The organism is bacterium (assembly GCA_035295165.1).
In the GTDB taxonomy this organism is placed as follows: Bacteria; Sysuimicrobiota; Sysuimicrobiia; order Sysuimicrobiales; family Segetimicrobiaceae; genus JAJPIA01.
Map to the genome: position 1 here is coordinate 26066 of DATGJN010000064.1, position 23575 is coordinate 49640.

Consider the following 23575-nt stretch of genomic DNA (forward strand, 5'->3'; position numbering starts at 1 on the left):
TATAGCGTTCACGTGCAGGGGGAGATAGGGCCCACGGGAAAGTCTTCGTGTCGGAGGAGACGGTGATGCGGCCGGCGGCGGGCATCTTTCGCGAGTACGACATCAGGGGCGTCGTGGGGCAGGATCTGGACGCCGAGGCGGGGCAGACGATCGCCCGCGCGTTCGGCGTGTACCTCCGGGGCGCCGGCGTGGATCGCGCGGTCGTGGGCCATGACAACCGCGCCAGCTCCGCCGCGCTCTACGAGGCCGCGATCCAGGGACTCCGAGACGCCGGTTGCGACGTTACCGCGATCGGGCTCTCCCTCTCGCCGATCTTCTACTTCGCCCTCCGCCATCTCAAGATCGACGGCGGGATGATGGTGACCGCGAGCCACAACCCGCCGGAGTTCAACGGGTTCAAGCTCGCCCACGGGCCGGGGACGCTCTACGGAGACGCCATCCAGCGGGTCCGCGAGATCGCCGAGCGGGAACCCGCGAAGACGGGGGCGGGGCGCATCGAGACGCGCGAGGTGGCCGGGGCGTATGCGGCGATGCTGCAAGAGCGGATCCACCTCGGTCCACGCAAACTGCGCGTGGCACTTGATTGCGGCAACGGCACGGCAGGCGTCTTCGCCCCGGAGATTCTGCGCGGCTGGGGCTGTGAGGTGCTCCCGCTGTACTGCGAGCCCGACCCGACGTTTCCGCACCATCAACCGGATCCGGTGGATCCGCACAACCTGGTCGACCTGATCCGTTTGGTCAGGGACGCCCATGCCGACGTCGGGATCGGCATCGACGGCGATGGGGACCGGATCGGCGCCGTGGACGACCGCGGCGAGATCCTGTGGGGCGACCAGCTGATGGCACTGTTCTGGCGGGAGATCCTCCCCGTGCATCCGGGTGCCACCGCGCTGATCGAGGTCAAGTGCTCGCAGGCGCTGATCGACGAGGTCCGCCGCCTGGGGGGCCGTCCCGAGTTCACACGCACCGGTCACTCGCTGATCAAGGCGCGCATGCGAGAGATCGGCGCGGTGTTCGCCGGGGAGATGTCCGGACACATGTTCTTTGCCGACGAGTACTACGGCTACGACGACGCGTTGTACGCCGCCGGGCGCCTGCTCCGCATCCTCTCGCGCACGGAGCGGCGGCTGTCCGATCTGGCGAGCGAGATCCCGCGGTACTTTGCGACACCGGAGATCCGCGTGGCGTGCCCCGACGACCGGAAGTTCGAGGTGGTGGCGGCACTTACCCGCGCGTTCCGGGGACAGTATGAGGTGATCGACGTCGACGGCGCGCGGATCGTGTTCCCCGACGGATGGGGCCTGGTCCGCGCGAGCAACACCCAGCCGGTGTTGGTCGTCCGGGCGGAAGGTACCACCCCCGAGGCGCTCGAGCGCGCCAAGCGCGTGCTCGAGGACGCGCTGCGCCGGTATCCCGAGGTCGCTCCGGTTTCTTGGTGAACCCCGAATCGCACGAAGCGACGGAGGAGACGTGCCAAACGGGTCGATGATTCGCGCCGTGTGCGGCGCGGCGCGAAGATGGACGGCGTGGCGACGCGTCTGTCTCGTGGAGGCGGTTCGCCGCGTCACCGCGCTCGGCGCCGCGATCCTCCTGGTGGCGTCCCTCGTCGTTCCGGCGTTCGGGGCGGCCGCGGCGCCTCAGGCCGCGCCGATCACGTTGACGGCCGATCACATCGACTACAACACGCAGACCGGCGATGTCGTCGCGGACGGGCACGTCAAGGCCACGCAGGCGGACCAGACCATCACGTCCGACCATCTCACCGGGAATCTCCAGACCGGCCAGGTCCACGCCGAAGGTCATGTGACGCTCGCGCAGACCGGCCAGACCTCGACCGGCGATGCGCTGACCTACAACTATCGCACGCGCGTGGGGCAGATGAGCAACGCCACGTCCAAGTACGGCCCGTGGAACATGACCGGGCACTCGCTCGAGACCGCGCGCGGGCAAGGCGTCGGGTACATGACCTCGCTGACCCCGTGCGACCCGAAGCGTCCCGCGTTCCTCGTCAAGTCGAAGCGGGTGGTCGTGATCCCCGACGACCACCTGACCGCCTATCAGTCGACGCTGTATGTGTACGGCGTGCCGGTGGCCTATCTTCCGGTGTACACTGCGTCCCTCCGGCGACGACGGAACGCGGAGAGCGGCCCCACGATCGGCTATACGACCTTCGACGGGCTGTTCGCGGAGTACAATCAGTTCTTTCTTCTGGGGGACGCGACCGATCAGTTACGCGTGCGCTACGGCACAAACAGCCTGGTTACGGTCGAGAACATCCTGAGCGAGCGTGCGGCGGATCACGTGTGGTCGTTGCACCTCGGTCGACAGGAGTTCTACGACCAGAACGGCAACCTGGCGAACGTGGATCGCAACTCGATCGATCTCGTGTACGACGGCCACGACATCCCGGGCGTGCCTGCATCGTACCAGTTCGAGGCGCACTACGGAGACTACCACGAGAAATTGACCGGCGTGGACACCACGCGCGCCGACGGGATCGTGACGGTGTCGAGCAACACGTTCCAGTTGTCCAAGGTGCTGAGCGCCGCGGCGAGCGCGTACTACAAGTACGACTACTACGGGACGGGGCAGCAGCGCAACATCTACTCGGTCCAGGCCGCGCTGTCCCAGGTGCTGAACCCGGTCAGTTCGGCCACGCTGTCGTACAACCTCGTGTCGATCACCGGGATCAACCCGTCGCAGTTTGTCACGAACGGCGGACCCTTCGATCCGTTCTCGTTCGACAGCCTGAACAACGCGAGCGCGGTGACCCTGACCTACTCCTACTATCCCATCCGCGGATTGTTTCAATCCGGCAGTTGGAACGTGGCGTACGACTTCAACAGCCTGCAAACGACCACGAACATGTCGTTGAACTTCAATATCAGCCCGTCGTTGGTGTTCACCACGGCGGCGACCTACAACCTCACGCAGTCGCTTTTGACCGAGGTCGACTATGCCGTGAACGGCACGTGCGACTGCCTGTCGCTTGGCCTGTTGTATCGGACGTTCCCGAGCAGTCCCGCGAGCAACACCTGGTACATCACGGTCGGCGTGAACACGCTCCCGGGCGCGTCGACGCAGTTCCAGCTTGGGGGCGGCGCGCCGAGCCATTTCCCCTAGGGCGGTCCGTAGGGATCTCGCGCGTGTCCCGAGAGCGTGCACGTGTGCCAACGCCCTGGTCTGCGCCGCGCATCTAGTCTATACTTTAGAATTGGTTGTCCACCCACCAGCGGGAGGGGTGCTGACGTCCCCGAACGGAGGGTTGAGATGTTCCGGTATCTCGCGGCGCTCTCGATCGTAGCGTGTGTGGCCGGCGCCGTGTCGGTTGGGAACGCCGCGCTGACGATTGCCGACACGTCGGTCTTGAAGCCGATCTTCACCCAACTGCTCGACAACCCCCCGGTGCTGCGTCTCGACGTGGTCCCCGATCTCTATGAGGGAGGCTACGCGCGGATCAGCATCTACGCCGAGCATCCAGACATCAAGGGGATGCACATCGATCAGCTCTGGATCCGCCTGGTCGGGGTGAGCTTCGATCCGCAGGCACTCCGGGCCGGCGAGTTGAAAGTGCAGGACGTGCGCGAGAGCGCCATCTACGGAAAGCTCCAACTCGCGAGCGTGCAGGATTTCCTCAACCACGAGGGCTCGGTGCGGGACGTGCGGCTCGTCGCGCGCGAGGACACGATCCTGGCCTCCGGGACGGTCCTGTACAACGGTGTTCCCACGCGGGTGCGGATGCAGGGCGTGTTCCAGGTCTACGGAGCGCCCGAGGTGTTCTTCCACCTCCAGGCGCTGCTCGTGAACTCGATCCCCGTCCCGTACGTCCTGGTCGACAAGCTCGAGCGGCAGATGAACCCGGTCGTGGACTTTCGTACGTGGCCGGTCCCGTTCCCGATCCGGACGTTCCACCAGGACAACGGCACCTTCGTGTTGAGCAGTCAGACCGACTACTCGCAGCCCTGCGACGTGTGCGGGGGCGCTCCGGTGAAGCTGAAGCCGTGAGCCGGCCGGACCATCCGCTCGGCGCACGTCTGGCGCAGGGGCCGCTGCTCTGCGATGGGGCGATGGGGACCCTGCTGTACGCGCGGGGAGTCCCCTTTGACCACTGTTTCGACGCGCTGAACGCGACCCAGCGCGAGCTGGTCCTCAACGTGCACCTCGACTACCTGCGCGCCGGCGCGGAGATGATCGAGACCAACACGTTTGGCGCCAACGCGATGCGGCTCGCCGCTCACGGGCTCGCCGACCGGGTCCGCGACCTCAACTGGCAGGGCGCCAAGATCGCGAAGGAAGCCCGTGACGTCTTCGGGCGACCGGTGCTGATCGCTGGTTCGGTGGGGCCGCTCGGCCGGCCGGTCGCCCCGTTCGGGAGGATCACCCCATCGGAGGCGCACGCGGCATTTCGCGCGCAGATCGATGCGCTTGTCGAGGGCGGCGTGGACGTGTTGATCTTGGAGACGTTCGCCGACCTCACCGAGATCCAGGAGGCGGTGCGGGTGGCGCGGGCGGCGTGCGACCTTCCCGTGATCGCGCAGATGACGTTTACCGAGGACGGCCGCACGCGCTACGGGCACAGCCCCGCCGAGGTCGTGGCGGCCCTGGAGGGGTTCGGGGCGGATGTGATCGGCGCGAACTGCAGCGTGGGGCCGGTGCCGATGCTCGAGGTGGTGCAGCAGATGGCCGCGGTGACCCGCACGCCGCTCTCGGCGCAGCCCAACGCCGGGTTCCCAACGCTCGTCGACGGCCGCTATCTTTATGTGTCGTCGCCCGAACACGTCGCCGCATACGCGCGGAAGATGGTCGAAGCAGGCGTGGTCCTAGTTGGCGGGTGCTGCGGCACGACCCCCGAACACATCGCGGCGATCGCACGCGCGATCGCCGATCTGCGCCCCACCGCGGCGCCGCGGCCGGCGACGCTGCCGGCGGCCCCGGCGCCGGAGGCTGCGTTGCGGGCCGTGGACGAACCGAGCGAGCTTGCGCGGAAACTCCGCAAGACGTTCGTGATCAGCGTCGAGGTCGACCCGCCGAAGGGGCTCGACGCGACGAAAGACCTGGAGGGGGCGCGCCTGCTCAAGGAGGCCGGCGCGGACGTGATCGATGTCGGCGACAGCCCGATCGGCCGCGTGCGGATGAGCGCGCTCGCGATGTGCTTCCTCATCCAGCAGCACGTCGGGATCGAGACGATCATCCACTTCACGACCCGCGACCGCAACCTCGTCGGCCTGCAGGCGGACCTGATCGGCGCGCACGCCATGGGGGTGCGCAACATCCTGGCGCTCACCGGGGAGCCCCCGCGCGGAGACTATCCGAACGTGACGGCCGTGTACGATGTGGACAGCCCCGGCCTCGCCCGCATCATCAAGCAGTTCAACGAGGGGCTCGACTTGGCCGGCAAGTCGATCGGGCATCCGGCGCGCTTCCTCATCGGCGCCGCGCTCGACATGCACCCGGCGACCCTCGATCGCGAGCTGCCCCGCCTCGAACGCAAGCTGGAGGCGGGAGTGGACTTCCTGATGACCCAGCCGATCTACGAGCCCGAGGTGCTGGATCGGTTCGAGCGCCGCGTGGGCCGGCTGCCGGTCCCGATCCTGGTCGGCGTGCTTCCGCTTCAGAGCTTCCGGCACGCCGAGTTCCTCCACAACGAGGTGCCGGGCATCACGATCCCGCAGTGGGTGCGGGACCGCATGCAGGCCGCCGGGAACGCCGGCCGCGAGGAGGGTCTCCGTCTCGCCCGCGAGCTGCTGTTCGCGCTGCTCGACCGGATCGACGGGGCGTACCTGATGCCCTCGTTTGGACGGTACGAGGTCGTGGCCACGCTCGTGCGAGAGATGAGGGCGCGAATCGGGACGGGCTCGGACCGCGTCCGGACGTGACGACCATTCGGCCTGACGGGTTGCCGCGCGGCCTGATGTCGCGGTCGCTGAGGGCGTCGTGACGGTCGATCTCAACCGGCCGACCACCGTGCCGATGCGCCTTCCGGGTCACGCCGGCGCGTTCACGGCCTACGTGCGCTGGGCCGGGGTGGCCATTGCCGCGTTCTTTGCCGCCGGGTACTCTACGATCGGGTTTGCCCTGCTCTTCTTCGGCCAGTTGTGGAGCCTCGCCCGCCGGCAGACATGGCTGTGGGGGGCGACCGCGGTGGACCTGCCGCTTGCGGTGTTCGGCGCGGTCCTGCTGGCGTCCGCGGCGATGTCGCCGTATCGATCGCTCGCGCTCGGTGTGACCCTGATGCTGATCATCTCCGGCGCCGTGTACTTCGGCGGACTCACGTGGCTGTTGCGTCGCGACCCCGGGGTGCGCCGCACACTGCTGCGCGTGTGGGCGATGGGGTCCGCCGTCACGGCGCTCGCGGGCCTCGCCTACAGCGCCACCCACCACCTTCGCCTCAACCACGGCCCGATCGTCCCCGACCGCGCGCAGATTTTCCACGGCGTCGGGCCGAACGGGCTGGGCACGACGATGCTGCTCGGAAGCGTGCTCGCGCTCGGTCTCGCGTTTCGGGCGCGCGGCCGCTGGCGGCTGCTCTGGCTCGCCGCGGCCGTCCTCGGCTTTGCCGCGCTGCTTGCGAGCGCATCGCGAGCTTCGCTGGTTGGGTGGGTCGCGGCGGTCATCTATCTGGTGTGGAAGGAGCTGCGGACGCGACCGCGCCTCGCGGTGATGATTCTCGGCGTGGGGCTCGCGGCGCTGGTCCTCATCGTGACGGCGTCCCCCCAACTGATGTCCCGCGTCCGATACACGATGAGCGACGTCACCGGAAACCGGGTGCGCATCTGGGAGACGTCCCTGCAGATGATCGCCGCGCGCCCGCTGCTCGGGACCGGCTTTGGCACGTTCGAGACCGCCTACGACCAGCGCAAGGATCCCTCGATGAGCTCCGAACCGTTCGCCTTCAACATGGGCCTCAATCTCGCCGTGGAGACCGGCCTCCTTGGCCTGCTTGCCGCCTGCTGGGTGGGGCTCGTTGCCGTGCGCGAATGGTTTCGCACCGGGCGACGCGCGCCGCCGGGGGGGGATCCGCTTCGCGCGGTCGTCGGCGCGCTGTGGATCGGCCTCCTGGTGGATCAACTGGCGGACAACACGCTCTTCTCCATCAGTACGAGCGCCGGACTGTGGCTGCTGTTGGCGCTGGTCGTGAGTCCCGCGCCCCCGTCAGTTGGCGCGACTTCGCCCGACGCTGGCGGCCGGGGACCCGTCGGTGCCCCTGCGCCCGGCACCACGGCGGCCCGGACGGGGATCACGGGGCGGTTGGCGTTCGCCGTCTTCACGTTCGGGCCAACGATGTTGTTCTTCTTTCTCCCGCCGCTGTTCTACCGCGTGCCGATGATCGCCTATCTCAACCACGACCGGTCGATCTACGTCGCCGCGCGCGACGTTGTGCAGGCGCTGGCGGTGTGCGCCGCCTGGTTCGGCGTCGCGCTCGCGATCGTGCTGTGGCCCGGACGGGCCCGGGCGGCCGCGCGCGAATGGACGCCGTCCGTCGTGTGGATCGCGTTCGTCGTGTTCTCGCTGGTGGGCGGCGCGATCGCTCTGGTCCACGAAGTGATCGCCCTGCCGGCGGCGATCGAGGATTTTGTGCACCAACTTTCCCTCATGCCCGCGCTCGCCGTGATCCTCGGTGTCTACCTGTTGCGGCAACCGCGATCCCCACAGGCGCCCCGGCGGGTCGTGGCCGTGTGGGTGCTGCTCGCCCTCGATCTCGCCGTCTCGGTGCTGACGCCGTTGGCGCTCGCAAAGGTGGCGCCGGCTGCGTTCACGATCGTGATGCTCCTGTACGGCATGTGTGTGCTCGGCGTTCCGTGGCGCCGGCTGGCGTTCGCCGCAGTCGCGATGACGCTCGTGGTTGCCGCGGCGTTCCCGGCGAAAGAATACCTGCGGGCGCGCTTCTACGGTACGGACGCTTACCAGCGCCTCGGCTTTCTGTCGCACCACCCGCAGCAGCCGGCGACCCAGCCGTCCGGCGCGCCGACCGCCGCCGCGGCCGCGCAAGCGTACGCGCAGAAGATGGCCGTATACGACGTCTACGAGGGCGGCCTGCGGTTTCACCGCGCACCGGGCGCGCTCGGCGATCTCGAATACCTCGCGTGGCGAGGCCTGAACCGGATCAACCGTCTTGCGGATCTTGCCTACGTGGTGCAGGAGACGCCCAGCGCCGTGCCGTTCGCTCGCGGCGCGACGTACGTGCCTCTCATAAGCAAGTTTGTTCCGAGGGTATTTTGGAAAGACAAGCCCGGAGAGGACGCTGGGCAGTTCTACGGCCACCGGTACGAGTTCCTCGACCCGACGGATACCACCCATAGCGACAACCTCCCGATGGTCACCGAGGGATGGGTCAATGGAGGGTGGACCGGCGTGGTCCTCTCTGCCGCGTTCGTGGGCATCATCCTGCGAGGCATCTGGACCTACTGGGTCGGGGAGCACGCGGCGCCCGGCAACCTGCTCATCGGCGCCGTCATCGTCGCGACCGCCGTGGACGGGGAGTCGAACCTGAGCCTGATGGTCGGCGGCGTCATCCACGCGCTCGTTGTGTACTGGGCCATCACGGCGATCGCGGAGCGCTGGGGACGGCGGCGGGATCGACGAGTTGTCGCGAGGACCGAGACCTGATCCAATGGAACGTGCTCGGAAATTGCGCCCCCCACGGGCGGATGATACCATGAGGCCGCGATCGGCCAAACCGCGCGGGGCGTTGCTGGACAGCCGAGGGAGACAGGGGCGACCATGCGACTGAGCGTGATCGGAACGGGATACGTCGGGTTGGTGGCGGCCGTGTGCTTCGCCGATCTCGGCCACGACGTGATTGGGGTGGACCGCGACGCCGAACGGATTCGCGCGCTTCAGGCGGGGCGGTCTCCGATCTTCGAGCCCGGGCTCGAGGAGTTGCTCGCGCGCGGCGCCGAGAGGAAGCGCCTCCGGTTCACGACCGACACCGCGGAGGCCGTGCGCGAGTCCGAGGTGATCTTCATCACCGTCGGGACGCCGTCGCTGGAGAGCGGGGACGCCGACGTCACCGCCGTGGCGGCGGTCGCCGAGACGATCGCGGAGTCGCTACGTGACTACCGGCTGATCGTCGAGAAGAGTACGGTGCCGGTACGAACCGGGGAGCGCATCCGGGACCAGATCCAACTGCTGACCGGCGGGACCGTGCCGTTCGACATCGCCTCCAACCCGGAGTTCACGCGGGAAGGGTCGGCGATCTACGACTTCATGCACCCCGACCGGATTGTGATCGGCGTCCAGAGCGAGCGCGCCGAGCGGCTGCTCCGTGAGGTCTACCGCCCGTTCGACTGCCCGCTCCTCGTCGCGAACTTGGCCACCGCGGAGCTGATCAAGCACGCGAGCAATGCGTTCCTGGCGATGAAGATCTCGTACATCAACGCGGTGGCGAACGTGTGCGAGCGGGTCGGCGCCGACGTCCGCATGGTCGCGGAGGGGATGGGCCACGACGACCGGATCGGCCGCGCCTTCCTGAACGCCGGGGTGGGGTACGGCGGATCGTGCTTTCCCAAGGACGTCGCCGCGTTCGTGCGGATCGCACACGAGGCGGGCTACGAGTTCCGCCTGCTGGAAGAGGTCGCCAGGGTGAACGAGACGCAGCGAGACCTTCTGGTCCGCCACCTCAAGGACGCGCTGTGGGTGCTCGCGAATCGCATCGTGACGGTGTTTGGCTTGGCTTACAAGCCCAACACCGACGATATGCGGGACGCCCCGTCCGTGCCGGTGATCGAACGCTTGGTGCGGGAGGGCGCGCAGGTCCGGGCATGCGATCCGGTCGCCGAGGCCAACGCGCGCCGCCTCCTGCCGGACATCGCCTACTATGCCGATCCGTATGAGGCCGCCCGGGGAAGCGACGCCGTCGTGCTCATGACGGAGTGGGACGAGTTCCGGAAGGTCGACCTCGCACGTCTGCGCGAGATCGTGCGGCGTCCGGTGCTGATCGACGGCCGAAACCTCTTCGATCCCGAACAGGCGCGGGCACTCGGGTTTCACTACGTTGGGATGGGCCGATGAGGGTCGTCCTCACCGGCGGCGCGGGCTTCGTCGGGTCGCACCTGTGCGACCGGCTGCTGGCGGACGGCGCGCACGTGCTCTGCGTGGACAATCTCCTTACCGGACGGGCGGAGAATCTTGCCCACATCGCCGACCCCCGATTCGAGTTCCGGCAGCACGACATCACGACGCCGATCGAGGTGCCGGGGCCGGTCGATTGCGTCCTTCACTTCGCCAGCGCGGCGAGCCCCGTGGACTACTTGACCCACCCGATCAAGACGCTCAAGGCCGGCGCGCTCGGGACCTGGATCACGTTGGGGCTGGCGCGCGCCAAGGGCGCCCGGTTTCTCCTGGCATCCACCTCGGAGGTGTACGGCGACCCCGAGGTGTCTCCGCAGCCCGAGACCTACTGGGGGAACGTCAACCCGGTCGGACCGCGCGGGTGCTACGATGAGTCGAAGCGGTTCGCGGAGGCGATGGCGATGGCGTACCATCGTTATCACGGCGTCAATACCGCGATCGCGAGGATTTTTAATTCCTACGGCCCTCGGATTCGCCCGGACGACGGACGGGTGGTCCCCACACTGCTCACGCAAGCGATGCGCGGCGAGCCGCTGACCGTCTACGGGGACGGCAGCCAGACGCGGAGTTTCTGTTACATCACCGATTTGATTGACGGCATCGTGCGCCTGCTTCGCTCCGACCTGCACGACCCCGTCAACCTCGGGAATCCCGAGGAGATCACCGTGCTCGAGTTTGCGCGAAAGGTGATCGCGATGACCCGTAGCCGAAGCGAGATCGTGTACCGGCCGCTCCCCCAGGACGATCCGATGCAGCGCCGTCCCGACATCACACGGGCGAAGACGCTGCTCGGATGGGAGCCCAGGATCTCACTGCGGGAGGGGCTCGAGCGTACGCTGGAATGGTTTGCCGCACGTACGGGAGGCCGGTCGTAACATGTGCGGCATCTGCGGGATCTACCAGGAGCGCGGAGGCCACCCCGATCCTCTGAGGTCGGCCGCCACGCGCATGGCCGCGTCGCTCGCGCACCGGGGCCCGGACGACGAGGGTGTCTGGGCGGATCCGGCGGGGCGGGTGGCGCTGGGAAACCGCCGCCTCGCGATCATCGACCTGTCGCCGGCCGGTCACCAGCCGATGCTGGCCGCGGACGGCGACGTGGCCGTGACCTACAACGGAGAGATCTACAACTTCCAGGAACTGCGCCAGGAATTGGAGCGGGAAGGGCGCCGGTTCGTCGGGCACTCGGACACGGAGGTCATGCTTGCCCTGTACCTCCGCGACGGGATCGACATGGTGCGCCGGTTGCGGGGGATGTTTGCGATCGCGCTGTGGGACGGGCGCACGCGGCGGCTGACCCTCGCGCGCGACCGTTTGGGGATCAAGCCGCTCTACTACACGCGCCGCGAGGGGCAATGGCTGTTCGCCTCGGAGATCCGGGCGATTCGCGCCGTCCTGCCCGGACCCCTCCCGGTCGATCCCGTGGCGGTGGCGGCGTTTCTCCGCCTCGGGTCCGTGCCGGGCCCGCTTACGGCGTTCGAAGGCGTGCACGAACTGCCGCCCGCGACCACGCTGGTGCTGGCCGAGGGCGAGGCCGAACGCGTCCCGCGGCCGTACTGGCAGGTCCCGGCCCCCGACCCGGGCTTGCCAGACGCGGCGGCATGCGCCGGGGAGCTCCGGGAACACCTCCTCGACGCCGTCACGCGGCACCTCGTCAGTGATCGTCCCGTGGGCGTGTTCCTGAGTGGCGGGCTCGATTCGGGCGCAATCGTCGCGGCGATGCGCGAGGCCGGGCACGCACGGGTTCGCACGTTCTCGATCACATTTCCCGAAGCCGAGTTCGACGAGGGGGCGGACGCCGCGCGCGTCGCCGTCCGGTACGAGACCGAGCACACCGCTCGAATGGTGTCCGGCCAGGATCTCGCGGACGACCTGGACCGCATCATCGGCGCGATGGACCAGCCGAGCGTGGACGGCGTCAATACCTACTACGTCTCCGAGGTGACCCGTCGCTCCGGTACGGTCGTGGCGCTTTCGGGACTCGGAGGCGACGAGCTGTTCGGCGGGTACTCGTCGTTCCGGCAGCTGCCCAGGCTGCTCGCCTGGCAACGCGCCGCGGGGCGCATTCCCTTTGTGAGGCCGCTTGTGGCGTCCGCGCTCGGCGCGGTTCGGTCCCCGCGCTCCGCGAAGCTGCGGGAGGGTCTCGGCATGCCGCCGACGGTCCGGTCCACGTATCTCGTGATCCGGGGCCTGCTCAGCCAGGATGAGACGAGCGACTTGCTGCGCCCGGGGGCCGTGCGCGAGGCGTGCGGGCACCTCGACGCCGCCGCGGCGCTCGGGGCGTTTGCGGCGGACGTGCCGGACGATCCCGTGGCGGCGACGAGCGTGCTCGAGTTGCGCGGCTACATGCACAATCAGCTGCTCCGGGACACCGACGTGATGAGCATGGCGCACAGCCTCGAGGTCCGCGTGCCGTTTCTGGACCACCCCCTCGTCGAATTTGCGGCACGGCTCCCCGGTCGCCTTCGCGTGAACGGGCATCCACCGAAGTGGCTGCTCCTGCGCGCCCTGGGCGACTGGCTGCCGCCCGAGGTCGGCCGGTCGAAGCGCGGATTTACGTTTCCGATCGGGGAGTGGCTGCGGGGGCCGCTGCGCAGGCAGGTCGACGAGACGCTCGGCGGCGGTGCGGGCCTGTTCCGGCCCGACGCTGTCGGACGCTTGCGCGCGCGCTTCGAGGCCGGCCACAGCCACTGGTCCCGTCTCTGGGCGCTCGTAGTGCTCGCGCGGTGGCTGCGCGGCGTCGACTCCCGCGAGTTGGCTGCGTGAGGCGCCGGGCCTTGCGCGTTCGAGCGCGGTGACGGCCACTCCCGCGGTCTGCGGTCGGACGAGGTCCGGCGCTCGACGTCGCTCGGGGCATCGATGAAGATCCTGATTCTCGCCACGAGATACCTGGGTCTCGGCGGAGCGGAAGCGTACACGCGGATGTTCGCGGAAGCCGCCGCGGCGTCCGGCGCCCAGGTCGAGGTCTTGTCCTTTCTCGGTGGAGACGTCCCCGACCGCGGTTCGGCGGTGCGGTACCTGGGACATGCGGCGAGCCGTTCCACTGCGCCGGCACAGGCGCGGTTCGTGGCGGATGTCCTCCGACGCGGCCGCGGGTACGACCTCTTCGTGTGCAGCCACGTCGCCGTCGCCCCCATCGGCTTGATCCTGCACCGGTTGTTCGGGACGCCGTATGTCGTGTTCGCACACGGTATCGAGGTGTGGGGGTCGCTCGGACCGCGCCGGCGGGTGGCGCTGCGGCGCGCGGCGCGGGTGGTCGCGGTGAGCCGATTCACGGCTCGCGCGCTCGTCCGCGAGCACGGCGTCGCCGAAGACCGGGTGGTGGTGATCTACCCGGCGGTCGATCCCGCGATGCTGCGGCGGGCGTTGGAGGAGCCCGACGCGCCGCCGAGCCACACCGGGGTCACGCTGCTCACGGTCGCGCGGCTCTCGGCGCAGGAGCGGTACAAGGGGTGCGATGCGGTGATCGCGGCGCTTCCGGACGTCATCGCCGCCGCCGGGCCGGTGCGTTATGCGATCGTCGGCGACGGCGACGACCGGCCTCGTCTCGAGGTAGTCGCACGCGACCGCGGCGTGGCGGACGCCGTACGCTTCGCGGGCCGCGTGCCGGCGGACGGTCTTGCGGCATGGTACCGTGATTGCGATGTGTTCGTGATGCCGTCGGTCGCGGAGTTGCGTCCGGGCGGCTGGGCCGGCGAGGGGTTCGGGATCGTGTATCTCGAGGCGGCCGCGTTTCGGAGGCCCGTGATCGCGGGCGCGGGCGGTGGTGCGCCGGAGGCCGTGCAGGACGGCACGACCGGCGTCGTCGTGGACGGCCGCGATGTGCGTGCCGTGGCAGCGGCGATTGCCGGCTTGGCACGCGACGCCGCGCTCCGCACAAGCATGGGCGACGCCGGCCGTCGCTGGGTCCTGGAGCGGTTTACGTTCGATCGGCTTCAGGAAGAGGTGGGTGCTGCGGTGCGCCTAGCCTCGGCCACACGCGCTCGCTGACTTCGCCGCCTCGTCGTTATTCCTTCGCACGCCAACTACACCGCTCTCGATTCGTCCATAAATGCCTCGCTCAAGTCGTCAACTATCCCGCATTCTGTAAAATGTCGTCAAATTGTCAATCAAATGTTCGATAGATCAAGTGAGGAAGTCTGACGCTTAATGTGAATCGAAAGGAGGAAGAAGCGCATTTGTGACGGAACTTGCCGTCGCGAAGTTCGTGACGGGACGCAGTATCTGCTTGGGGGAATCCTCGCGTGGCTATTTGGATCGGTGTGGTTCTTCTGGCCGCTTCTGGCCTGCTATCCGTGATGCTCGTAGGCCACCTCTTTACTCCTTCCACCATATTCCTCGCGATATGGACGGGTATGTTTGGTTTCGTGCTGATCGACGAGACAGTGTATCGGTTCTTCTCGTCTCAGGTGAGCGGTTATGCATATCTCCTCCACGGTCTGAGCTTTCTCGCGTTCATTGTGGGTTCGGTGACGATTCTCTTAGCACACGCGATGGCACGGCGCCGTCAACACACGTCGCGTCGAGACGACGTGGGTCCAAGCAGTCTCCTTGCGCTCGCGACGTGGCAGGTCCTCGCTCTTCTTGGGCTTGTGGGATTCAAATTGGTGCTCGTCCATGCTCGGTATGGCAATGTTCTCGCTAGTCTCGGGGCGATTCGGGCCGACTTTATCGCCGGCCGCGTTGCGTTTCCCGCGTGGTCCGATCTGACGACCGTGTTCGCAAACTTGGCGATTCTCAATCTTGCTGTTCTCATGGCCTACAAGAGGACGCCCCTCGCGACGGCGCTGGCCGCAACCACGATTGTTGCGGCGTTCCTCGATGATCTATCGACCGCCGACAAGGGCGGACTCCGCCTGATCATCCTCCTGGTTCTCGGGACATACTACGCGGCAAGCATTGGGCGTCAGGCGAGATGGAACGGAAAGGTCATCATCACGTGGTCCGTTGTGGTCCTTGCCACGGTGGCTCTGTTCTCGTTCATCACATCGTGGCGAAGCGGCAGCAGGTCGATTGCGGACGTTACCTACCAACACTTCTACGGCGATATCGTCGGCAATCTCGTTTCGTCGAGCTGGTTTGTGGAACGCCCCTTGCCGAGCACCGTGCCGGGCGAAAACAGTTTTCATGGACTCTACACGCTGGTGGGAGGCATCACGGACCACCTGTTTGGACAGTCGGTCTACGCGAGCGGCTACTCAAGCACCGACCCCGCATACTACGCGAACATCGTTGAACGTGGCGTGTACAACACGACGGACTATGTAGCTTATCTGTACTCCGATTTCGGAATCGTGGGTCTGATCCTTGCGAGCTACGTGTGGGGGGTCGTCGCGACGAGGGCGTTCGTGCGTGCGATCCAACGGAAGCGCATCGTCGACATCCAAGCGCTGGCCCTGATCACCGTGGGCATCGTGGTCTCCGTCAGGGGATTCTACTATGGCGCCGCGGGATTTTGGCTGACGCTGCTGTGCGTGTACGCTCGGGGGTGGTTCTCGACGATGTTGCGGGACCATAGGCGAGCTGGTACGACGGTCCGCTCGGGCTGATTGATTGCGGGAGGGAGCCGATGGATATTGAAGGGTTCGTCGACGTTCTCGTCAAGCGATGGCCTGTCGGCGTGGCGGTTGCTCTTGCGTCGGTCGTGATCGGTGCCCTGATCGGTGTCACGCTGCCGCCGATCTACGAAGCCCAGGCGCTCATCCTCGTGAGCAGGCCTCCGGTGCAGGTGGGGACGCCTCCCGATCCGACGGGCCCGGGTCTCAAGATCGGCGAGGTCCTCAGCCAGGATCTGCCCGCCGCGGCCGTCGTCGAATTTGCCAATTCCGACGGCGTGATACGCACGCTCACCGAGGACCTTCAGCCCCCCAGGGAGATCCGCGAGCGACTTGTTGCCCGTCTCGTTCCTGGCACAAACTTGGTCGAACTGGTGGTCCGGGGGAGAGATCCGAAGCAGACCGCCGTGCTAGGAAACGCCTGGGCCCGCGTCGTCGACGCGGCGGGCGATGCGATCCTTCAAGCCGACGCGAATGCCACCCATGACTTCTTCGCGACGCAGGTGCAGGATGCGGCGGCGAATCTGGCGGGAGCGCAGAAGGCGCTCCGTGACTTTGACGTGACGACTCCGCTCGGCTTGCTCCAGGCTCGGGTCAACGTGATTACGGGTCAAATCTCGAACTATGAGTCCCGCCTGACGGATCTCGGGGTGTCGTTGCGGAGTCAAACGGCGACCCTCGCGGGGATCAACGGGCAGTTGCTGGGTCAGCCCAAGACCCTCACCCTGACGAAGCCTGTGATCACCGACCCGTTCTTGATGCAGGCGGCCAGCGAGGTGACTCGACACGGAGTGCTCGAATCCAGCACGCTTGCCCTCAAGAGCCAGGAACTCAATCCGGTGTATCTTCAGCTGGATCAGGCGCGAGCAGACGCGGAGATTCGGATCTTGGCTTCCCAGGAGGAAGGCGCCGCGATCCGGCAGACCATCAGCCAGTTACGGGACGAGATTGGTGGTTTGCGCGCGCGATTGGCCGACGGACAGCTTCGGCGCGCGGCCCTGGCCGGCGCGGCCAACACGGCGAGTCAAACGTACAGCGTTCTCGTGGAGCGCCGGAATGAGACTCACGTCGCCTCCGTTGTGCGAGGGAAGTCCGTCCGCGCCATTGTCGATGCGGTGGCGCCAAGGGCGCCGGTGGCGCCAAAGAAGCACGTGATCCTCGTTCTGTCGTCGTTATTCGGATGCATGCTGGGTGTGCTCTCGATGTTGGTGGTGGAGTATTCCGTCACGCCTCGGCCTCGGGTAACAACAGTTCCCGGCGCGCTGAAGGCTGAGCCCCGCTTGGAAACGTAGTACGGCGCCGGCAACGGAGGAATCAAACGGCATGTCAGGGTACTGATTCGCGGCGGTGCCCTTACTGCAGAGGAGGTGCGCCTATGGACAACGCGCGGCTGCGGGTCGCCGTGATCGGTCTATGGCACCTGGGTTGCGTGGCTGCGGCGTGCCTCGCGAAGCTCGGGCATGCGGTCGTTGGAGTCGAGACAAGCCCCCGTCGTCTCGAGGAACTGCGTGCAGGACGCGCGCCGCTGCGCGAGCCCGGCCTGGATGAATTGCTGACCGCGGGTCTCGCTGCTGGCACTCTGCGGTTCTCGGGAGATCTGGAGGAAGCGGTTCGAGAAGCTGACGTCGGGTACATTGCGTACGACACGCCTGTCAACTCTGAGGACGAGGCCGATCCTTCGATCGTCCGAGAAGCAGCGCAGCGGGTCGGCAACGGGCTGCCGTCCGGCGCGCTGTTGTTGGTGCAGAGCCAGGTCCCGGTCGGCAGCTGCGAGTTGATCCGCGCCGCACTTGAGGCCGCACGGCCGGGGCAGGTTCTCGTCGCCTGCGTGCCGGAGAATATCCGGCTCGGGCAGGCGATCGAGCGCTACCTGACGCCCGACATGCTCGTCGTGGGCGCCCGCGACGGCGCCGCCTACGAGACCGTGGATCGGGTGTTCGCCCGCGTCGACGCACCACGCGTCCGGACAGACTTCGCGACTGCGGAGACGATCAAACACGCAATCAACGCGTTTCTGGCAACGTCCATCAGCTACGTGAACGAGATGGCCAATCTCGCCCAACTTGAGGGCGTTGATCTCGATGCGCTCCTGGCGGCGCTCAGGCTCGAGCGCCGGGTCGGTCCGCACGTGCCGTTGACGCCGGGGATGGGCTTTGCCGGCGGGACGCTGGCGCGCGACATCAAGGCGCTTCAGGCGTTGGGCGGCCGGCATGGGTACGTCCCTCATTTGTTCGACGCCGTGCTGCGCGTCAACGACGATCAGAAGACACTTCCGGTTCGGTGGCTACAGCAGGCGTATGGGGCGCTTGAGGGACGCCGCGTCGGTGTGCTGGGTCTCACGTACAAAGTCGGCACGAGCACGCTGCGGCGTTCCGGCGCCGTGGAAGTGATTCGCCGCTTGGTTGCCTCCGGCGCAGCGGTGGCCGCCGCCGACCCGCAGGCGGATCCGACGGAGATCGCCGACCTGCCGCCGTTTGAGTTCAGCCGGGATCCGTACCTGGCGGCGGCCGGTGCGGACGCGTTGGTGGTGGTCACGCCATGGCCGCAGTTCGAGGCGCTGGACTACGCGAGAATCCTCTCCGAGATGCGCCACCCGTTCGTGCTCGACATGGCGCGCATGTTGGATCGGCGACGCCTCGAAGCGCTCGGGTTCGCCTACATTGGGGTAGGAACGGGTCCGGTTCCACGAACGGCCGCACCGTAACCGTCGGCGCAGACACCCCGCGGGCTTCCAATCCCAATGGACCTATGCTTTAATACGGATGTGGCGCGATCGTTCTCGGATGTTCCAATCACGAGTGTGGCCGAGTACTGGAACGCGCGACCGTGCAATATCCGGCATTCGCCGCGCGATGTAGGAACGCGCGAGTACTTCGATGAGGTTGAGGCCCGGAAGTACCTCGTCGAGCCTCACATCCCCCGATTTGCGGAGTTCCCGCGCTGGCAAGGGAAGCGCGTCCTGGAGATCGGCTGCGGGATCGGCACCGACACGATCAACTTCGCGCGCCACGGCGCGCGCGTGACTGCGGTGGATCTGTCTGAGCGATCGGTGGAGATCGCCCGGCAGCGCGCGCACGTGTACGGCCTCGAGCGGCAGATCACGTTTCACGTCGCGAACGCGGAAACGTTGACCGGAGTGGTGCCCATTGAACCGTACGACTTGGTCTACTCGTTCGGCGTGCTCCACCACACGCCCCATCCGCCTCGTGCGATCGAGCAGATTCGCCGGTACATGCGGCCGGGGAGCACGCTGAAGATCATGGTATACCATCGGCGGTCTTCGAAGGTGATGGGAATTCTCGTGCGCCATGGAAAGGGCCGCGTGTGGGACCTGCCGCGCGTCGTGGCTAGATACTCGGAGGCCCAGACGGGGTGCCCGGTGACGTACACGTATCTTCCCCGGGAGATGCCGTCGTTGCTGCGCGGACTTCGCATCCGGGAGATGTGGGTCGACCACATCTTCCCATATCGGTTTCCCGACTACACCGAATACCGGTACACGCGCGTGTGGTACTATCGCGTCCTGCCGGCGCCGATGTTCCGGTGGTTGGAGCGCCACTTCGGCTGGCATCTGTGCGTGACGGCGGAGGCATGAGCGCTTCAGGGCCGACGGCGGCCCCGGCGCGGCGCGGCCCCGAGACGTATGCTGTGCAGGGGTCGCGCCGGTCGCTCGACGTTGCGGCGCTGGATAGATGGGCGCTGATGGCGGTGTGCGTCGTCGGGGCCATGATTCCGTGGTACACGCTCCGGCTGTTTCCGCTGCTCACGATCGGCAACGCCACGATCAACCTCGTGGACGCGCTCGTCGGGGTTGCGGTCCTTCTCGCGCTGCCGCGGATCGTCGGCGCCATCCGGCGGCGGACGCCGGCGGCTCTCTGGATCACGGCCTTTCTTGTGTTCATGACAGTGCCGTTCCTCATGGGCATGCGCGATCCCGACGCCGCGTTCTACGCGCTGCGCGAGGCGCGCGGCCTGGCATTCTACGCGCTCGCGCTCGCGTTCGTCGCGGGAGGCTATCACGCGGAAGACTACCGCGCCTTTGCCGCGGCGTTTGTGATCGGTGCGGCGGTCTCCGCGGCCGCGGTGTTTGCGCACGTCGAGGGGTATCTGCCGATCCCCGGCTATCCCGACGAGCTGCTGAAGCTTCAGGGCTGGACGGGAGGTGTGCTCCTCGTGAAATACCTGGAGTGGATCACCCCCGCCGTCGCGTTCCTGCTTGGGCTCGTCGGTGTGCTGACGGCACGGGGCCGGGGTGCCGCGGCGGGCTGGACCCTTGCGTCGTTCATCTTGGCATGGTACATTCTGGCGACCGCGGAGCGGTTCATCCAGGGGGTGGCGGCGTTCGCCGCGGTCATGGTCGTCGCGGTCTCCGGATTGCGGGCGATCCGGCTCCGACCGCTGGCCGTGGTTGGCGCCGTGTGCCTGATCGCGGCCGCGTTGGCCCTCGGGTCGGTTACCGGAGGTCGGTGGATCAGCCGGTGGGCTAGTTTTGGGGCGATGCGGTGGGGACTTATCGCGAGCGACGGATCGCTTGCATTTCGTGTCCACGAAGTCGCGGCATCGATCCCGCTGGTGAAGAGAAATCCGGTGTTCGGGACCGGGCTCGGCACCCGCCTTCCCACCGGGGGGCCGACCCCGAGCGAAGCACAATCGGCCTGGCATTACGTGTCGGCCGGTTATGGGTATCTACTGATCAGGTCTGGCGTCACGGGCCTGCTCCTGTTCCTGGCGATGAACGCGTGGGCGCTGCGGGTGGCGTGGCGGCGCGCGCATGCGCGGCCAGGCGGCGCGGGTTGGCCGGCGGCGACCATCGGTGCCATGGGGCTCGTGACGTTGCTGGTTGCGAACCTCCTTCATCCGGTCGTGGATATTCCGGAAGGGGTGATCGCGTTCAGCTTGTTCTTCGGAATGATCGCGTCTGTGGATGACGGTCGCGTCGCGGGCGCGACCGGGAGGCTGCCGGCGGCGCCAGCCAGATCGATGCGCTGAGCCGGCGCGCCCGGTCGGAACAAGAGGGGGGACGTGCGGTGACCCGCATCTCCGTGATTGGACTCGGCAAGCTCGGGTTGTGTACCGCCGCGTGTTTTGCGTCTCGCGGGTTCGACGTCGTCGGGGTCGACGTGGAAGCGCGCACGGTCCAATTAGTGAATGACGGGATCCCTCCCATGTACGAGCCCCGGCTGTCGGAGGTCATGGCCGCGGCCGGCGGTCGTCTCCGGGCGACCGGGGACTATCGGACCGCCCTTGAGCGCTCCGATGTGACGTTTCTCGTCGTGCCGACCCCGAGTGCGCCGAACGGGGAGTTCTCCGACCACCATCTACGGGACGCGCTCATGCATCTGTCGCGCGCGCTTCGGGACTCGCGGAAGCGTTCTCACTTGTTTGCCGTCACCTCCACAGTGTCTCCGGGGACCATCGACGGAAGTCTGACTCCGCTGATCGAAACTACGTCCGGGCGAGCGATCCACGACGGGTTCGATGTCTGCTACAATCCAGAGTTCATCGCGCTCGGCAGTGTGATCACCGATTTTCTCAATCCGGATCTGGTATTGATCGGAGAGAACCGCGACGGTGCGGGCACGCAGTTGGAGGAGATCTACCGGAAAGTCTGCGAGAATACCCCGCAGATTGCACGGATGTCGATCATCAGCGCCGAGATCACGAAGCTCTCGCTGAACTCGTTTGTGACTACCAAGATCAGCTTTGCGAACACGCTCGCAGCGATCTGCGAGGCGATGCCCGGGGCGGATATCGACGCGATCACGCGGGCCCTGGGGGCGGACCGGCGCGTGTCGCCGTACAGCCTCAGGGGTGGGCTGCCGTTCGGCGGACCGTGCTTCCCGAGGGACAACCGCGCGTTCGCGACCTTTGCGGAGCAGCACGGCGTTGACGCGAGACTCGCGAAGGCCACCGACGAGATCAACCGCGCGCGCACGCACGACATCGTCGAGCTCGTGCAACGGCATCTTCCCCGCAAGAACCGGCGCGTCGGCATCCTCGGGTTGTCGTACAAGGCAGGGACCCCGATCGTCGAGGAGTCGCCCGCCCTAGCGTTGATCGACGAACTCCTCGGCGCGGGTGACCTTGAGATTACCGTCTATGACCCGCTCGCGCTCGAGCCGGCCCGCGCCGTTCTGGGCGATCGCGTCTCGTATGCCCCGTCCTCGCGGGCGTGTGTGGGAGACGTGTCGGTGTGCATCATCATGACCGCCGCGCAGGAGTTCCATGCCGTGGAGGAAACATATGTGGGCGAGCAGTTGACGGCTGTCATCGACTGCTGGCGGATTCTCGATGCTGAAAAGCTCGGGCCGCGCGTATGCTACGTGGCACTGGGACGGCCGGTTGAGTGACGAACGCGAGTCCAGCGAGGTAGACGGCACCCGCCGGAGAGGATTTCTGAGAAACTAGCATGCAGCATCTTGCCACCAAAGCGGGTGTCCGGTCCGGGGTTCGGTTGCGCCTCCGATTTTCGGAGCGCCGCTTGCTCCTTACCGTGCTGGATCTTATCGCGTTGTTCGCTGCGCTCACGCTCGCACAAGGCGCTCGGCTGCATTTCCGTTCGGACTGGACATTAGTCCTCCGACAGCCGACGTGGTTTGTCGTGCTCGCGCTGATCTGGCTGGTGATGGCACCGACGTTCGACGCCTACGAACCCAGGGTCGCTGCGCGCCTGGGGGCCAGCGTCGCTGCTGCGATCAAGGCGGGTCTGCTCACCGCGTTGCTGTACCTGGTCGTTCCGTACGTCACGCCGCCACTTCCTGCGTCACGAGTGGAGCTCGTCGCGTTTCCACTGCTGGTCGTCGGCGCGCTCGCGTTCGAGCGGACGGTCCACACGTTCCTGTTCCCGAGACCGGCGTTCCGGCAGCCCGCCTTGATCCTGGGCACCGGTCGCGCCGGCCACCTAATCGCGCAGGCACTGGCGGAGGATGGTGACGAGAGTTATCGTGTGGTCGGGTTTGTGGACAGCGATTCGCACTCTCCCGACGCCGGCCGTGGCGCCGAGCGCGACACCTCGGCGCTGGGTGCCCGGCGGGAGGACAACGGCTCGGTGCCCGTCCTCGGTGCGAGGGACGACCTCAAGCAGCTCGTCGAGCGACATGAGATCTCGGCATTGGTCCTCGCGACGACTTATCGCGTGGACTCGGTCTTGCTGCAGACACTGCTTGAATCGGTCGAGCGCGGGGTGGAAGTCATCCCAATGGCGGTGCTGTATGAGCGTCTGACCGGCCGTGTGCCCGTGGAGCACGTGCGCGAGGACTGGTACGTGGCGCTACCGGTTGAGCAATTGACGCACAGCACGGTTCGTCTTGTCGCCAAGCGGGTGATGGACATTGTGTTGGCGTCGTTGGGGCTCTTGTGCCTCGGGTCTATCCTGCCGCTCGTGGCCCTGGCGATTCGGCTTGACTCACCGGGGCCAATTTTCTACGTGCAGGAGCGCGTGGGTGTCGGCGGACGCGTGTTCCGTGCCTACAAATTCCGATCGATGGTCGTGGACGCCGAGCGCCACGGCGCCGTATGGGCGCAGGAGGCCGATCCGCGAGTGACTCGCGTTGGGCGGTTTCTTAGAGCCACTCATATCGACGAGTTTCCGCAGTTCCTCAACGTGTTGAAGGGAGACATGAGCGCGGTCGGGCCGCGGCCCGAGCGTCCGGAATTCGTCGAGAAGTTCGCAGCCGAGCTTCCGCTGTATCGGCTCCGGCATGTCGTGAAACCTGGCATGGGGGGGTGGGGACTCATCCGGCAGGGCTACGCTGCCACGACGGAGGACGTGCTCGTCCGTCTGCAGTATGACCTGTATTACATCAAGCATCAATCTCTGTGGCTTGATATGGTCATTCTGCTGAAGACCATCGCGCACGCGCTCACCATGCGGGGCCGTTGGTGATAGTCAATCGCGGTTGATAGCTACTAGATCGAAATGAGCGTCTTGATCGCCGACGGATTGTGCGAGA

Annotated in this window: 16 protein-coding genes; all 16 read left to right on the plus strand. The window is 66.8% G+C overall.

Annotated elements, in window-relative coordinates; translation table 11 throughout:
- The first annotated feature begins 65 nt into the window (after window positions 1–65).
- The 16 genes from VKZ50_10120 (at window position 66) to VKZ50_10195 (ending at window position 23508) form a co-directional block, all read left to right on the plus strand.
- A complete protein-coding gene (locus tag VKZ50_10120; GenBank protein HLJ60076.1) occupies window positions 66–1439 on the plus strand; it encodes a phosphomannomutase/phosphoglucomutase in 1374 nt (457 codons plus the stop codon).
- 31 nt (window positions 1440–1470) lie between these two features.
- Entirely contained in the window at window positions 1471–3123 is a 1653-nt protein-coding gene (locus tag VKZ50_10125) for an LptA/OstA family protein (GenBank protein ID HLJ60077.1), read from the plus strand.
- A gap of 147 nt (window positions 3124–3270) precedes the next feature.
- Window positions 3271–4005 carry a hypothetical protein gene (locus VKZ50_10130; GenBank protein ID HLJ60078.1) on the plus strand — a complete coding sequence of 245 codons (735 nt, stop codon included), beginning with the start codon at window positions 3271–3273 and terminating at the stop codon, window positions 4003–4005.
- Window positions 4002–5876 (plus strand): bifunctional homocysteine S-methyltransferase/methylenetetrahydrofolate reductase, encoded by a 1875-nt coding sequence (locus VKZ50_10135; protein ID HLJ60079.1) that lies wholly within the window; start codon window positions 4002–4004, stop codon window positions 5874–5876. Before VKZ50_10130 ends, VKZ50_10135 begins: the two co-directional genes overlap by 4 nt.
- 58 nt (window positions 5877–5934) lie before the next feature.
- Window positions 5935–8607, plus strand: a complete 2673-nt coding sequence (locus VKZ50_10140; protein ID HLJ60080.1) for an O-antigen ligase family protein — start codon at window positions 5935–5937, stop codon at window positions 8605–8607.
- 114 nt (window positions 8608–8721) lie between these two features.
- Window positions 8722–10011: a UDP-glucose/GDP-mannose dehydrogenase family protein gene (locus VKZ50_10145; GenBank protein HLJ60081.1), complete on the plus strand. Its 1290-nt coding sequence runs from the start codon at window positions 8722–8724 to the stop codon at window positions 10009–10011.
- Entirely contained in the window at window positions 10008–10946 is a 939-nt protein-coding gene (locus VKZ50_10150; GenBank protein HLJ60082.1) for a UDP-glucuronic acid decarboxylase family protein, read from the plus strand. The genes VKZ50_10145 and VKZ50_10150 overlap by 4 nt, the downstream gene beginning before the upstream one ends.
- 1 nt (window position 10947) lies before the next feature.
- The gene (gene asnB, locus VKZ50_10155; GenBank protein ID HLJ60083.1) at window positions 10948–12834 is read left to right on the plus strand and encodes an asparagine synthase (glutamine-hydrolyzing); all 1887 of its coding nucleotides are present in this window, start codon (window positions 10948–10950) and stop codon (window positions 12832–12834) included.
- A 93-nt stretch (window positions 12835–12927) separates the two neighbouring features.
- The gene (locus VKZ50_10160) at window positions 12928–14058 is read left to right on the plus strand and encodes a glycosyltransferase family 4 protein (protein ID HLJ60084.1); all 1131 of its coding nucleotides are present in this window, start codon (window positions 12928–12930) and stop codon (window positions 14056–14058) included.
- A 254-nt stretch (window positions 14059–14312) separates the two neighbouring features.
- Window positions 14313–15617, plus strand: a complete 1305-nt coding sequence (locus VKZ50_10165; protein ID HLJ60085.1) for an O-antigen polymerase — start codon at window positions 14313–14315, stop codon at window positions 15615–15617.
- A 20-nt stretch (window positions 15618–15637) separates the two neighbouring features.
- Window positions 15638–16915 (plus strand): GNVR domain-containing protein, encoded by a 1278-nt coding sequence (locus VKZ50_10170; GenBank protein ID HLJ60086.1) that lies wholly within the window; start codon window positions 15638–15640, stop codon window positions 16913–16915.
- Window positions 16916–16998: 83 nt separating this feature from the next.
- The gene (locus tag VKZ50_10175) at window positions 16999–18327 is read left to right on the plus strand and encodes a nucleotide sugar dehydrogenase (GenBank protein HLJ60087.1); all 1329 of its coding nucleotides are present in this window, start codon (window positions 16999–17001) and stop codon (window positions 18325–18327) included.
- Between the two features lie 96 nt (window positions 18328–18423).
- A complete protein-coding gene (locus VKZ50_10180) occupies window positions 18424–19218 on the plus strand; it encodes a class I SAM-dependent methyltransferase (GenBank protein HLJ60088.1) in 795 nt (264 codons plus the stop codon).
- Entirely contained in the window at window positions 19215–20612 is a 1398-nt protein-coding gene (locus tag VKZ50_10185; protein HLJ60089.1) for a hypothetical protein, read from the plus strand. Before VKZ50_10180 ends, VKZ50_10185 begins: the two co-directional genes overlap by 4 nt.
- Window positions 20613–20650: 38 nt before the next feature.
- Entirely contained in the window at window positions 20651–21973 is a 1323-nt protein-coding gene (locus VKZ50_10190; protein HLJ60090.1) for a nucleotide sugar dehydrogenase, read from the plus strand.
- A gap of 59 nt (window positions 21974–22032) precedes the next feature.
- Window positions 22033–23508, plus strand: coding sequence for a sugar transferase (locus VKZ50_10195; GenBank protein ID HLJ60091.1), 1476 nt, complete (start codon window positions 22033–22035; stop codon window positions 23506–23508).
- Window positions 23509–23575 lie beyond the last annotated feature (67 nt).

Bases quoted from the DNA above. Each gene is read 5' to 3' on its own strand.
- VKZ50_10120 (HLJ60076.1), top strand. From the start codon at position 66: ATGCGGCCGGCGGCGGGCATCTTTCGCGAGTACGACATCAGGGGCGTC.
- VKZ50_10145 (HLJ60081.1), top strand. From the start codon at position 8,722: ATGCGACTGAGCGTGATCGGAACGGGATACGTCGGGTTGGTGGCGGCC.
- VKZ50_10170 (HLJ60086.1), top strand. From the start codon at position 15,638: ATGGATATTGAAGGGTTCGTCGACGTTCTCGTCAAGCGATGGCCTGTC.
- VKZ50_10175 (HLJ60087.1), top strand. From the start codon at position 16,999: ATGGACAACGCGCGGCTGCGGGTCGCCGTGATCGGTCTATGGCACCTG.
- VKZ50_10150 (HLJ60082.1), top strand. From the start codon at position 10,008: ATGAGGGTCGTCCTCACCGGCGGCGCGGGCTTCGTCGGGTCGCACCTG.
- VKZ50_10160 (HLJ60084.1), top strand. From the start codon at position 12,928: ATGAAGATCCTGATTCTCGCCACGAGATACCTGGGTCTCGGCGGAGCG.
- VKZ50_10185 (HLJ60089.1), top strand. From the start codon at position 19,215: ATGAGCGCTTCAGGGCCGACGGCGGCCCCGGCGCGGCGCGGCCCCGAG.
- VKZ50_10195 (HLJ60091.1), top strand. From the start codon at position 22,033: ATGCAGCATCTTGCCACCAAAGCGGGTGTCCGGTCCGGGGTTCGGTTG.
- asnB (HLJ60083.1), top strand. From the start codon at position 10,948: ATGTGCGGCATCTGCGGGATCTACCAGGAGCGCGGAGGCCACCCCGAT.
- VKZ50_10130 (HLJ60078.1), top strand. From the start codon at position 3,271: ATGTTCCGGTATCTCGCGGCGCTCTCGATCGTAGCGTGTGTGGCCGGC.